The sequence below is a fragment of the Aeribacillus sp. FSL K6-8394 genome (assembly GCF_038008865.1).
In the GTDB taxonomy this organism is placed as follows: domain Bacteria; phylum Bacillota; class Bacilli; order Bacillales; family Aeribacillaceae; genus Aeribacillus; species Aeribacillus composti.
This window is the reverse complement of sequence record NZ_JBBPAA010000001.1, coordinates 2,354,151-2,366,497: the sequence shown is the minus strand read 5'-3', so window position 1 is coordinate 2,366,497 and position 12,347 is coordinate 2,354,151. Positions and strand designations below refer to the sequence as shown.

General features: G+C 41.6%; 10 protein-coding genes and 3 riboswitches. Of the genes, 9 read left to right on the top strand and 1 reads right to left on the bottom strand.

Features of this window, described 5'->3' with window-relative positions; translation table 11 throughout:
- Window positions 1–82: 82 nt before the first annotated feature.
- Window positions 83–310 (bottom strand): hypothetical protein, encoded by a 228-nt coding sequence (locus NSR00_RS11160; RefSeq protein WP_003353059.1) that lies wholly within the window; start codon window positions 308–310, stop codon window positions 83–85.
- A 202-nt stretch (window positions 311–512) separates the two neighbouring features.
- Here NSR00_RS11160 and NSR00_RS11155 point away from each other — a divergent pair, with 202 nt between their 5' ends.
- The 9 genes from NSR00_RS11155 (at window position 513) to purK (ending at window position 12,313) form a co-directional block, all read left to right on the top strand.
- On the top strand, window positions 513–680 hold the full coding sequence (locus NSR00_RS11155) for an aspartyl-phosphate phosphatase Spo0E family protein (RefSeq protein WP_082829641.1): 168 nt from the start codon (window positions 513–515) through the stop codon (window positions 678–680).
- Between the two features lie 273 nt (window positions 681–953).
- Window positions 954–1,670 carry a 5-formyltetrahydrofolate cyclo-ligase gene (locus tag NSR00_RS11150; protein WP_340788782.1) on the top strand — a complete coding sequence of 239 codons (717 nt, stop codon included), beginning with the start codon at window positions 954–956 and terminating at the stop codon, window positions 1,668–1,670.
- A gap of 250 nt (window positions 1,671–1,920) precedes the next feature.
- On the top strand, window positions 1,921–2,874 hold the full coding sequence (locus tag NSR00_RS11145) for an AAA family ATPase (protein WP_063388834.1): 954 nt from the start codon (window positions 1,921–1,923) through the stop codon (window positions 2,872–2,874).
- A gap of 5 nt (window positions 2,875–2,879) precedes the next feature.
- Complete coding sequence (locus NSR00_RS11140) at window positions 2,880–4,082, top strand: DUF58 domain-containing protein (RefSeq protein ID WP_063388917.1); 1,203 nt, start codon at window positions 2,880–2,882, stop codon at window positions 4,080–4,082.
- Window positions 4,082–6,247 (top strand): DUF4129 domain-containing transglutaminase family protein, encoded by a 2,166-nt coding sequence (locus tag NSR00_RS11135; protein WP_340788780.1) that lies wholly within the window; start codon window positions 4,082–4,084, stop codon window positions 6,245–6,247. Before NSR00_RS11140 ends, NSR00_RS11135 begins: the two co-directional genes overlap by 1 nt.
- A 33-nt stretch (window positions 6,248–6,280) precedes the next feature.
- A riboswitch (purine riboswitch) is annotated at window positions 6,281–6,382 on the top strand.
- A 115-nt stretch (window positions 6,383–6,497) separates the two neighbouring features.
- On the top strand, window positions 6,498–8,018 hold the full coding sequence (gene guaA, locus NSR00_RS11130; protein ID WP_340789228.1) for a glutamine-hydrolyzing GMP synthase: 1,521 nt from the start codon (window positions 6,498–6,500) through the stop codon (window positions 8,016–8,018).
- 38 nt (window positions 8,019–8,056) lie between these two features.
- Window positions 8,057–8,158: riboswitch (purine riboswitch) on the top strand.
- 137 nt (window positions 8,159–8,295) lie between these two features.
- The gene (locus NSR00_RS11125; protein ID WP_340788777.1) at window positions 8,296–9,621 is read left to right on the top strand and encodes an NCS2 family permease; all 1,326 of its coding nucleotides are present in this window, start codon (window positions 8,296–8,298) and stop codon (window positions 9,619–9,621) included.
- A gap of 823 nt (window positions 9,622–10,444) precedes the next feature.
- Window positions 10,445–10,546: riboswitch (purine riboswitch) on the top strand.
- 164 nt (window positions 10,547–10,710) lie between these two features.
- Window positions 10,711–11,199, top strand: a complete 489-nt coding sequence (gene purE, locus NSR00_RS11120; protein WP_066252098.1) for a 5-(carboxyamino)imidazole ribonucleotide mutase — start codon at window positions 10,711–10,713, stop codon at window positions 11,197–11,199.
- Entirely contained in the window at window positions 11,192–12,313 is a 1,122-nt protein-coding gene (purK, locus tag NSR00_RS11115) for a 5-(carboxyamino)imidazole ribonucleotide synthase (RefSeq protein ID WP_186439341.1), read from the top strand. The genes purE and purK overlap by 8 nt, the downstream gene beginning before the upstream one ends.
- The last annotated feature ends 34 nt before the right edge of the window (window positions 12,314–12,347 follow it).

Here is a 12,347-nt window from a genome sequence, read left to right as displayed (position 1 = left end):
TTAGTCACGCAGACTCTTCTGTTCCAAGCCCGAAGGTATTGGCATCAACGGGAGGGAATCGAGATCAGTGAATGGAAAGCGCTTAATATCCTCCAATCGTATTGGCATCGGTTTCTTTTGCATCCCCAAGCGATGGAAACCGCCCTTCCATCTCTCCTGTCTCTGTTAAGGAAACACGCGAGGAAAGACCGAAGGAAAGGAGAGGAAACGGTATCGGATCTTTTAAAGAAATTGGGGATATGGTAGTGTGGGTCATGGATATAAATGCCAAATAACCCTCTTCTTGAGGGTTATTTGGCATGCCCAGCATTTGGTTTTCTCTTCATCCTTTGATTGATTTTTCGAACATGCGTATCATCCTAAAAAATTTTATACCGCTAACTTGACGGGTATGGGGAATTTACCCCCTTCTTCCGCAAATTTCTTCAATAAATTACAAATCTTTACATTATTCGTAAGAGTATGGTACTATTAATACTACTAAAACTCGTAAAAAATGGGGTTACTGAAAAATGAATAAAATGAATATTCTATCTATTAAAATAGAAAATGAACGAGCATATATGATTTCATTGGCTGAGAAATATGGATATACATCTGAGGTTGTGTTAAAAATCAGCCAGGAACTTGATAAGCTGATTCATCAATACCAAATCGAGCTCTTAAAAAAAACGAAGTGAACTTGGCAGTATATTGATAAAATGATCTCCCATCTTGAAATGGTATCTACCTTTCAGCTTTCAAATTGGGCAATCGTAAGAATGGCAGCTCTTTTGATTTTCCGACATATATTTTAGATTCCAGGAGTATACCGCTGTTCTTGTTCTATGAGCCCCAAGATAGAATATGAAAACATCATCTTTTCGTTTGTCAATTGGCTGTTTTTACAAAGTTTCACCACTGCTTTTTTATTTGTAAAGGTTAAATCACGGCGCAGGAAGAAGGTTTAGAAGATGGATAAACAGGCCGTCAGGGAAAAAATATGGACTCAGCTTGAAAAAGAGAAGCTTGGACGCTTTCCGTTTCCGCTGAAAAATAGAATTCCAAATTTCAAAGGAGCTGAACAAGCTGCAAAAATTGTTGCTTCGATGCCTGAATATAGATCGGCAAACGTCGTAAAGGTGAACCCTGATGCTCCGCAGCTTCCAATTCGGACGAAAGTGCTAATTGATGGAAAGACTCTTCTTATGCCAACTCCAAGATTAAAATCCGGTTTTATCATGGTGAAGCCTGAATGGGTGCCAAAAGGAGAAGAGAGAAAAGCCGCCAGCTTGAAACATATGAATACGTTCGGAAGGGAGATCTCTCTCGATCAGCTGCCAACTATTGATTTCATCGTGGTTGGATCGGTTGCAGTCCATAGGGACGGGCGCAGAATTGGAAAAGGCGAAGGATATGCCGATCGCGAATATGCCATTATTCGGGAGCTTGGGCAGCCTTCTGTTCCTGTCGTCACGACTGTTCATAGCATTCAGCTGGTAGAAGACGATTTTCCTATTGATCCGTATGATTTGACGGTTGATTGGATTGCTACAGAAAAAGAATTGATCAAAACGAACACTCCTTATTCAAAGCCGGAAGGAATCATTTGGGAACAAGTAAGTGAAGAAGAGAAAGAACAAATGCCTGTTTTAAAAGAAATTTGGGCAATGCTATACAAGCGTTCTTAACGATCATTCCCTTGCATTTACTTTATTTAGCATGACGTCATCCCATTTATTTAGAAGCAGGAAAACTAGGAATACTCCACATAAAATTTGTGAAAATTCTAAAATTTATATTCCTGCTTCTTTTCTCAGAAGAAAACGGAACAATGTACAATAAATTTTAAACAGTTTGAAAACGAATCGTTTTTTTCTGCTATTAGGCAATTGTATAATAGAGTTAGAAGTGCAGATATGATGATTGGGAGGCCTATAAATGCAAGGGGAGACGATGCATCCAAAATTAGAAAAAATTGTCGAAAATGTTGAAAAAGTTATTGTAGGAAAGAGTGAACTGGTCATTTTAAGTTTGTCGGCATTGCTTGCTGGAGGGCATGTGCTTCTCGAAGATGTACCCGGAGTTGGAAAAACGATGATGGTGAAGGCATTGGCAAAGTCTGTTGGGGCTGATTTTAAAAGAATTCAGTTTACACCTGATTTACTGCCTTCAGACGTTACTGGAGTATCGATATATAATCCGAAAACGATTGAATTTGAATACCGACCAGGACCGATTATGGCTAATATTATTTTGGCCGATGAAATAAATCGAAGCTCACCAAAGACCCAATCCGCCTTGCTTGAAGGCATGGAGGAAGGGAGTGTCACCATTGATGGCGTGACAATGCCGCTTGAAAAACCTTTTTTCGTTATGGCGACACAAAATCCCGTTGAGTATGAAGGAACTTATCCGTTGCCGGAGGCTCAATTGGATCGATTTTTGCTAAAACTGAAAATGGGCTATCCTTCCGTTACAGAAGAAGTAGAAGTGTTGACAAGAGCCGAAAAAGGACAGCCGCTTGATGAACTAACGTCAGTCATCACCAAAGACGAACTAACGGCACTTCAGGAAGAAATCAAACAAGTATATGTAGATGATACGATTAAACATTATATTGTAGACATCGTAAATAAGACGCGGAACCATGATTCCGTCTATTTAGGAGTCAGTCCCCGTGGTTCTGTTGCGCTTATGAAGGCATCTCAGGCGTATGCGTTTATTCATGCCCGAGATTATGTGATCCCCGATGATGTTCAGTATTTATCCGTGCATGTCCTGCCCCATCGCATTATTTTGACATCTGAAGCGCGTTATGAAGGGAAAACAGCTGAACAAATCATTGAAGATATTCTTGCCGAAATCCCTGTGCCTGTAGTGAGGTCGCTGTGAAATCAATGAAAGGCTTGCTAAAAGGCACACGGCTGGCGTGGAGCCTTGCTTTTTTAATATTGCTCGTGGCGGCTTCCTTTGCATATGCCATGTTTCAAGGAGGATTTGTAAGCTGGTTTTTATTGTATTCATTGCTGCCGTTTGTTGTTTATTCTGTTGCGTTGGCTCTTTATCCGCTGAAGAAGCTGCGAGTTCGGCGCAAATTAAATAAAACGGAATTTCAAGCAGGCGAACCGCTTGTTTGTACTATCGAAATTGAACAGCCGTTTCCCTTCCCTTTTTTCTTTGGAATCGTTGAGGATGTCCTTCCTGAAAAGCTGAAAAATTCGGGATCAGCGAAGATTGTATTGTTTCCTTGGTGGAAAAAACGTTTTTCATTCCAATATTCGTTATCTAATCTTCCGAGGGGATCCCATCATTTTGAAACAGTGCGATTTAAAACAGGAGATTTGTTTGGAATCATTGAAAGAGAAAACATTTATTCGGCAAAAAATAACATTGTGGTCTATCCGCCATTTTTTGAGTTTCAGTACCGTCCCCAACAACTTTCACTTGAAAAGGATGCAGGTTTTGCAAGAACACGATATATAAAAGATGTTTCGATTGTTGCTGGGGTAAGGGAATATGAACCAGGAGACAAATTATCTTGGATAGACTGGAAGGCGACAGCGAGACGCCATTCGATCATGACAAAGGAATTTGAGCAGCTGAATAGCCAACAAATTGTTTGCTTCATCGATCGAACAAAGTCATCGTCATTTGAAGAGCTTATCTCATTTACAGCTTCGTTCTCTAAAGCAGTGCTCAAAAACGGTTCCAAACTCGGGGTAGTTTCGGTTGGGAAAACGAAGAAAGTTTTTCCTATATCAAATCATGAGCATCATTGGAAGCATATCCTGTATCATTTAGCAGTAGCGGATTGCGATGGTGAGGACGAGTTTATCAACCAGCTTTTAGAGGAATTGAACAAATGGGGACAGCATTCATCTATCATGATTATGACAAGTCATTTACACCCTTCCTTGATTGACAAGCTTCTAGCGTTTCCGAAGCCGCGTCATGTCACCATTTGGCATGTGACAAAAGCGGTTGAAAAGCCGAGAAGAGATCAAGAACTAATAGATAAATTGCGGCGGCATTCGATAACTGTCCGCACTGTTGACGCCGGCATGTTCCGAGATGCAGCGCAAAGGGTGGGAAGCCGATAATGAAACAGCAAATCGTTAACTTTTGTTTATATTTGCTATCGTTTATTTTGCTGTGGGAATGGCTGCGGCCGCTTGAATATTCGACTGATTCTATCTATACCGTTATTTTCGTTATATTTATCGGAATTTCTCTCTTTTTTACATTTATGCAGCTAAAATGGTATATCTCGTATCCGGTTAAATTATGTTATATTTTCTTTTTTATTCATCAGCTGTTTTACAACGGCTCTGTTTTTGAAATAGGATGGATATTAGAATTTATTCATGATCTTCGCTATAACTTAAACTTGATCACCGAAAGGTATTTCGGCGGAATGACTCCTCCATTCCGGACGTTTCTTTTCTTTGTATTATTGTGGCTGCTTGTCTATTTATTAAACTATTGGATTATTCAGAGAAAAAGAATTTTATTATTTTTAATTTTAACTATTACGTATGTGGCAGTATTAGATACGTTTTCGCCATATGATGCAACTTATGCGATTATACGGTTAGCGGTGGTTGGATTTTTCCTTTTAGGTCTTCTTTATTTTGAAAGGATGATTTTTTCGGAGAAAATTCCGTTTAGGTCTATTTTGTATTGGAAATGGATTGTGCCGCTTTTGGCAATGATTGTTGTTTCCGCTGCGATCGGGTGGCTCGCTCCGAAAGCGGCCCCCCAATGGCCAGACCCTTTGCCGTATTTTTCGAAGTATAAACAGGACGGAGAAGGGGAGCATTTGTCAAATTCGGTTGTCAAAAAAATCGGTTATGGTACCAATGATGAGCAATTGGGCGGTCCGTTCATTCCAAACGATGCACCTGCTTTTCGGGCGTATGTAGAAAGACAGCATTATTGGCGAGTTGAAACAAAAGATGTTTATACAGGAAAAGGCTGGATGACAAGCGACAGACAATTTTCCATTGCGAATGGATTTATCGGTCCGTATTTAAACTTGACGAGTAGTCAGGTTCAAACGGAACAGCTTGTTTCGACTGTAGAAATTGAGCGCGAATATCCATATCAGCATATTATTTATCCGCTTGGATTGCAGGAAATTTCCAGTGATGCTGATCAATACCGCATCGAACATGTTACGGAGAATATATTCCCAATGTTTAATGAATCGGGGGAACGGCTTTCCAGTTATTCTTTGAAATATTCTTATCCCTTGTTTGAAATGGAAAAATTGCAGGCTGTTCACTCGAATGAAGGTGCTCCAAAAGAATTGGTCGAACGATATACGCAGCTTCCCGCAAGCCTTCCGGAACGCGTGAAAAATCTCGCTGTGGAGATTACAAAAGATAAAAACAACTTTTATGATAAAGCCAAGGCGGTTGAACAGTATTTTTTGAAAGAACCGTTTGTATATGAAACGAATGATGTGGCTGTCCCGGAATTGGATGAAGATTATGTCGATCAGTTTTTATTTGAAACGAAGAAAGGATATTGCGACAATTTTTCGACATCTATGGTTGTTCTTCTTCGGTCTGTCGGAATTCCGGCGCGCTGGGTAAAGGGATATACCCCAGGGCAGTTTGTGGAAACGACAAGCGAAGGATTGGAAGTGTATGAAGTAACTAGCAACAATGCCCATTCGTGGGTAGAGGTTTATTTTTCTGGAATTGGCTGGGTCCCTTTTGAACCGACGATCAGTTTTTCCAATCCGCAGGAATTTGCACATCAATCAGATGAAAATCAACAAGAATCATCCGCTGCCGAACAAGAACAAAGTCAGCCGCTTGAGGAAGAAAGTCAAGAACAAATCGATACGGATGATACTAAGCAGCCAAAGAAATTCCCTTTTTCGCTATCACCAGCTGTTATTGTCTCCATCGGTTTCATCTTGTTTATAGCGGCATGTGTGTTAATACTTTTCAAAACGAGAAATAAATGGATGACCAGTTGGATGACTAGCTTCTATAAACGGAATCATGATGAGAAAGATTTTTTGAAAGCATACAGACTTTTGCTTAAATCTCTGGAAAGATGCGGCTACAAACGGGAAAACGGGCAAACGTTAAGAGAATATGCAAAACAGATTGATCAAATGTTTGGAACAAATAGTATGTCGCAATTAACTTACATTTATGAGCGGGCGCTGTATCGGGGCGATGATCCAAGCAAGGAATGGGAGCAATCGAAAGAATTATGGGAAGATTTAATCAAAAAAACAACTTCTTGACCGGGTCTTGATCACTTGGTATGATAAGAAAAAATTCATAGCGGGAAGCTCCTTCGTATATCCTCGATAATATGGTTCGAGAGTCTCTACCGGGTTACCGTAAATAACCCGACTATGAAGGCAGAAGTTAGTAGATGTACTAGAATTCTGCCTTTTTTTCGGTAGAATTCTATTTTTTTGAAGTCAGATGTGAAACAATATATTGATCCATCAAAATAATGAGGTGAACACGTTGGAGAACATCCAAGACATGATCTTAGTGTTAGATTTCGGCAGCCAATACAATCAATTAATTACGCGCAGAATTCGCGAATTTGGTGTTTACAGCGAGCTTCATCCGCATACGCTGTCGATAGAAGATATCAAAAAAATGAATCCGAAAGGAATTATTTTGTCAGGGGGTCCAAACAGCGTATATGACGAAAAGTCTTTTCGCTGCGACGAGCGGATTTTTGAACTCGGGGTTCCAGTGCTCGGAATTTGCTATGGCATGCAATTAATGACCTATTTGCTCGGGGGAAAAGTGGAAAAGGCGAAGCACCGGGAATATGGGAAAGCAGCTTTACAAGTAAAGGAAAAATCGCCGTTGTTTGAAGGCTTGCCTGATGATCAAATCGTTTGGATGAGTCACGGGGATCTTGTGGCCGATATTCCGAACGGCTTTAAAGTAGACGCCACTAGCCCATCATGTCCATTTGCCGCAATCAGCAATGATGAGCGGAACATGTACGGGGTTCAATTTCATCCCGAAGTGCGCCATACAGAATTTGGAAACGACCTATTGAAAAATTTCGTTTTCCGCATTTGCGGGTGCACAAATTCGTGGACGATGGAAAACTTTATTGAAATGCAAATAGAGAACATCCGCAAAACTGTCGGAAATAAGAAAGTGCTGTGCGCGCTAAGCGGCGGGGTGGACTCATCTGTTGTAGCCGTTTTAATCCATAAAGCGATCGGCAATCAATTAACGTGCATTTTTGTTGACCACGGACTCCTTCGCAAAGGGGAAGCGGAAAGCGTCATGAAGACGTTTAGCGAAGGGTTTAACATGAATGTCATTAAAGTAGATGCAAAAGACCGCTTTTTAGAAAAATTGAAGGGTGTTACTGACCCGGAAAAGAAAAGAAAAATCATCGGCAACGAGTTTATCTATGTTTTTGATGATGAAGCGGCAAAATTGGAGGGCATTGAGTTTCTTGCTCAAGGAACACTTTATACAGACATTATCGAAAGCGGTACGCAGACGGCGCAAACGATCAAATCGCATCACAATGTCGGCGGACTTCCGGAGGATATGAAATTTCAACTGATTGAACCATTGAATACACTCTTTAAAGACGAAGTTCGCGCACTTGGAACAGAGCTTGGTATTCCAGATGAAATCGTTTGGCGCCAGCCGTTCCCGGGACCAGGATTAGCGATTCGGGTTTTAGGAGAAGTAACGGAAGAAAAGCTAGAGATTGTTCGGGAATCCGATGCTATTTTACGAGAAGAAATTAAAAAATCCGGATTAGAGCGGGACATTTGGCAATATTTCACCGTTTTGCCTAACATCCGCAGCGTAGGTGTGATGGGCGATGCCCGCACGTACGATCATACAATTGGAATCCGTGCTGTCACTTCAATTGACGGCATGACTTCAGATTGGGCTCGTATTCCGTGGGAAGTGCTGGAAGTGATCTCTACGCGGATTGTCAATGAAGTGCCGCACGTGAACCGAGTTGTCTACGATATTACAAGCAAGCCGCCGGCAACAATTGAATGGGAATAAATCTGACCAACTTGTATAAATCGGAATTATCATTTTTATATAATAAATATAAACATTCTCGTATAATTTCGGGAATATGGCCCGAAAGTTTCTACCAAGCTACCGTAAATAGCTTGACTACGAGGTGTTGACGGTTCGATGGCTGGAGGAGGAGAGGATTCTTTTCCTTTCTCACATTGGGCTTTCAGCAACCTCATGGTCAAGCGCATCCTTGGAATGGAGCGCTTATTTTTTTGCTTAAAGTTTTTTATACAGCCAATGGTAGGAGGACTTTATAATGAAAAAATATTTTCAATTTGATGAGCTTGGCACTAATTACCGCAGGGAAATTATTGGCGGAATTACAACTTTTCTTTCAATGGCCTATATTTTGTTTGTCAATCCAGCAACGCTTTCATTAAGCTCTGTCGCTGATTTTCCCAATGAATTGAGAATGGATCAAGGAGCTGTCTTCACTGCGACCGCGTTGGCTGCAGCCATCGGGACGCTCATCATGGGTATTGTGGCACGGTATCCGGTTGCTCTTGCTCCCGGTATGGGATTGAACGCGTTCTTTGCTTTTACTGTTGTTTTGACGTACGGCATCCCTTGGCAAACAGCCCTTTCAGGTGTTCTTGTTTCAGGTCTCTTTCTTGTCTTGCTGACGCTTAGCGGATTGCGGGAAAAAATTATTGATTCCATTCCGTCGGAGCTGAAGCATGCAGTCGGTGCGGGAATCGGATTGTTTATCACATTTATCGGTTTTCAAAATGCAGGCATAATTGTTAATGATGACGCTGTTCTTGTCGGCTTGGGAGACTTGCGGAATGGAAATACTCTTCTATCTATTTTTGGATTAACTATTACGATTATTTTAATGGTTCGGCAAGTGAAAGGCGGCGTGTTTTACGGCATGGTGATTACGGCCGTTGTCGGAATGATTTTTGGCCTCGTACCAAAACCGGATAAAATTATTGGGGAAATTCCGAGCTTGGCTCCGACGTTTGGAGTAGCTTTAGGACATTTAGGAGATATTTTTTCTTTACAAATGCTTGTCGTAATCTTAACGTTTATGTTTGTTGACTTTTTTGATACGGCAGGAACGCTGGTTGCGGTTGCCAATCAAGCAGGGTTATTGAAAAACAATAAACTTCCGCGAATCGGTAGAGCTTTAGTATCTGATTCAATGGGAACAGTTGTCGGAGCGATTTTAGGAACATCTTCAACCACTTCTTATGTAGAATCATCAGCGGGGGTTGCGGCAGGCGCGCGAACAGGTTTTGCTTCCATTATAACGGCAGGATGTTTCCTATTAGCTTTATTTTTCTCGCCGCTATTGAGCGTTATTACATCTTCTGTTACGGCTCCAGCGCTCATTATTGTCGGAGTTTTAATGGTATCATCTTTAGGGCATATAAAATGGGATCAGTTTGAAATTGCTGTTCCGGCGTTTTTAATCTTGATTACAATGCCATTAACGTACAGCATCGCAACCGGCATTGCTATCGGCTTTATTTTCTATCCGATCACGATGATTCTAAAAGGAAGAGGAAAAGAGATTCATCCGATTTTGTATGGTTTATCGATTGTATTTCTGCTTTATTTCATCTTTCTTGTCAATTAATAAGAAGTCGAAGGATCAGACTGAAATGCTGTCTGATCCTTTTCTTGTGCGCCCGGCATGGGTGTAATCTATAGGGTGAAAGTCCCGAGCTGCGAAGGCAGAAGTAGCAGTTAGCTTAACGCAAGGGTGTCCGTGGTGACGCGGAATCTGAAGGAAGCTGGAGGCAAAACACCGGTCCGAGGAACACGAACCTCATATAAGGCTAGGTATGATTGAGTGAGTTTGCAAGACAAAACAAAGCCCTTTCTGCCGAAGGTGATACAGAGTAAATGAAGCAGATGGATGGAAGGAAAGATTACACTTTTATCCGGGGAGGTCTGGCTGGCACGCCAAGTAACCTTGGTAACCTATCTAGTGATAGATAGCTGAACAGTCAGAAGTCAGCAGAGGTCATAGTATTAGTTGGTCTAGAACAACTAAGAAGGACCGAACAATTAAGAGAGAATAGCCCTTGGCATTCAGTGAGTCATGATGAACACAGAAAACGTAGTACCTCACTTGAGGGAGGAAGCGGTGAATCCCGTGGGAGATCTCTTGGAGGGTGGAGTGACCACTGGCATAAAGAGAACAGCTATTCACGGAAGTTATAAAGACTTGCGTCAATTATCTTAATGGAACCGCCGTATACGGAACCGTACGTACGGTGGTGTGAGAGGACGGGAGTTAATCGCTCCCTCCTACTCGATTGTTTCAAAAGGCAGCAAAACGGCACAGATCATGATCAAGGTTCATCAAAATCCGAACATTCGGTGTTTAAAGAAAAATAATGTTCGATTTTATCGTTGACATAATGATTTTTCATTGTTAAGATGGAGTCGAAAACAGCATATGAAAACTAAAACCTCATATAATCTTGGGAATATGGCCCAAAAGTTTCTACCCAACAACCGTAAATTGTTGGACTATGAGGGAAAGTAATCGACAAGATTTTTCAACTGAGCATACATATTGCTTATGCCCGGTTTGTGTTACTTTCCCTTACTGATAGGGAAAATGCAGAAGCGGGCTTTTTTTATGCCTTTCAATTATTGTCAAGATTTTTAACGAAGGTGGCAACCTATAATTAAAAATAAAGAGGGGAGCATCGCCATGAATCCTGTCGTTGGAGTGATAATGGGAAGCACTTCAGATTGGGAAACGATGAAGCATGCCTGTGAAATATTAGATGAGCTGAATATTCCTTATGAAAAAAAGGTTGTTTCTGCCCATCGCACACCTGATTGGATGTTTCAATATGCAAGCACTGCCAGGGATCGCGGAATTCAAGTGATCATTGCAGGCGCAGGCGGAGCAGCACACTTGCCGGGAATGGTTGCAGCGAAAACAACTCTCCCTGTCATCGGAGTTCCGGTTAAAACAAACGCGTTAAACGGACTGGATTCGCTGCTCTCGATCGTGCAAATGCCCGGCGGCGTGCCTGTTGCAACAGTGGCGATAGGAAAAGCGGGCGCGGTGAACGCTGGTCTGTTAGCGGCGCAAATTTTGTCAATCAATGATGCTGATGTTCAGCAAAAGCTTGAACAACGGCGAGAATATATAAGAAAAAACGTCATGGAAAGCAGTGATCAGCTTGTATAAAAAACTTTTGCCTCAAAGTACAATTGGAATCATTGGAGGCGGTCAACTAGGCAAATTTATGGCTATCGCTGCCAAAAATATGGGATATCGTGTGGCGGTGCTTGATCCAACACCGAATTCTCCATGCGGCCAAGTGAGCGACATGGAAATCACAGCCCGTTACGATGATTTGGATGCAATCAAAGAGCTTGCGAAGGTGAGCGATTGTATAACGTATGAATTTGAAAATATTGATTACGAGGCGTTAACTTGGCTTGAGCAAAACGCCTACTTGCCACAAGGAAGCAGACTGCTCGCCATTACACAAGATCGCCAGACGGAAAAGGAAGCTGTGGCGAACGCTGGTGTGAAAGTTGCGCCGTATGAAGTCGTTGAATCAGAAGATGATTTTTATCAAGCCGTATCCAACATAGGCATCCCGAGTGTTTTAAAGACATGCCGCGGAGGATATGATGGGAAAGGCCAATTTGTACTAAAGCAAGAAGAAGATATAGAAGAAGCAAAAGCTTTGTTGAAGAACGGACGCTGTGTATTGGAAAAATGGATCGCGTTCGACAAAGAAATTTCGGTTATTGTCACTAGAAGCGTGACAGGTGAAGTCAGCACATTGCCTGTTGCCGAAAACATTCATGTTAACAATATTTTGCACGAAAGCATTGTACCTGCAAGAATTTCTGATTCGTTGAAGGAACAGGCGGAGGAAACAGCAAAAACATTGGCGGCGAAGCTTGGGCTGATTGGAACGCTGGCAGTTGAAATGTTTGTGGCAAACGATGAAATTTATATAAATGAGCTCGCCCCCCGGCCTCATAATTCAGGTCATTATTCATTAAATTTATGTGAAACATCGCAGTTTGAACAGCATATTCGCGCGATTTGCGGATTGCCTCTCGGAAACACGAAGCTCATTCATCAAGGAATTATGGTGAATATACTGGGCCAGCATCTAGAGCCTGTGTTGAAAAACGAAGAGCTGCTGAAAAAAGGGAAATTATTTTTATATGGAAAAGCGGAGGCAAAAATCAACAGAAAAATGGGACATATTACGTTCTTCAGTGATGAAATTGAGGAACTATTGACATATATCGAATCCACTCAAATTTGGAATGTTTGACAAGCTATTCATAAACAAGACGGAGAGATCAATA

What these genes read in the sequence shown, in the direction of transcription:
- NSR00_RS11160 (WP_003353059.1), bottom strand. Translation starts at nt 310, where the DNA reads ATGCTGGGCATGCCAAATAACCCTCAAGAAGAGGGTTATTTGGCATTT.
- NSR00_RS11155 (WP_082829641.1), top strand. Translation starts at nt 513, where the DNA reads ATGAATAAAATGAATATTCTATCTATTAAAATAGAAAATGAACGAGCA.
- NSR00_RS11150 (WP_340788782.1), top strand. Translation starts at nt 954, where the DNA reads ATGGATAAACAGGCCGTCAGGGAAAAAATATGGACTCAGCTTGAAAAA.
- NSR00_RS11145 (WP_063388834.1), top strand. Translation starts at nt 1,921, where the DNA reads ATGCAAGGGGAGACGATGCATCCAAAATTAGAAAAAATTGTCGAAAAT.
- NSR00_RS11140 (WP_063388917.1), top strand. Translation starts at nt 2,880, where the DNA reads ATGAAAGGCTTGCTAAAAGGCACACGGCTGGCGTGGAGCCTTGCTTTT.
- NSR00_RS11135 (WP_340788780.1), top strand. Translation starts at nt 4,082, where the DNA reads ATGAAACAGCAAATCGTTAACTTTTGTTTATATTTGCTATCGTTTATT.
- guaA (WP_340789228.1), top strand. Translation starts at nt 6,498, where the DNA reads ATGATCTTAGTGTTAGATTTCGGCAGCCAATACAATCAATTAATTACG.
- NSR00_RS11125 (WP_340788777.1), top strand. Translation starts at nt 8,296, where the DNA reads ATGAAAAAATATTTTCAATTTGATGAGCTTGGCACTAATTACCGCAGG.
- purE (WP_066252098.1), top strand. Translation starts at nt 10,711, where the DNA reads ATGAATCCTGTCGTTGGAGTGATAATGGGAAGCACTTCAGATTGGGAA.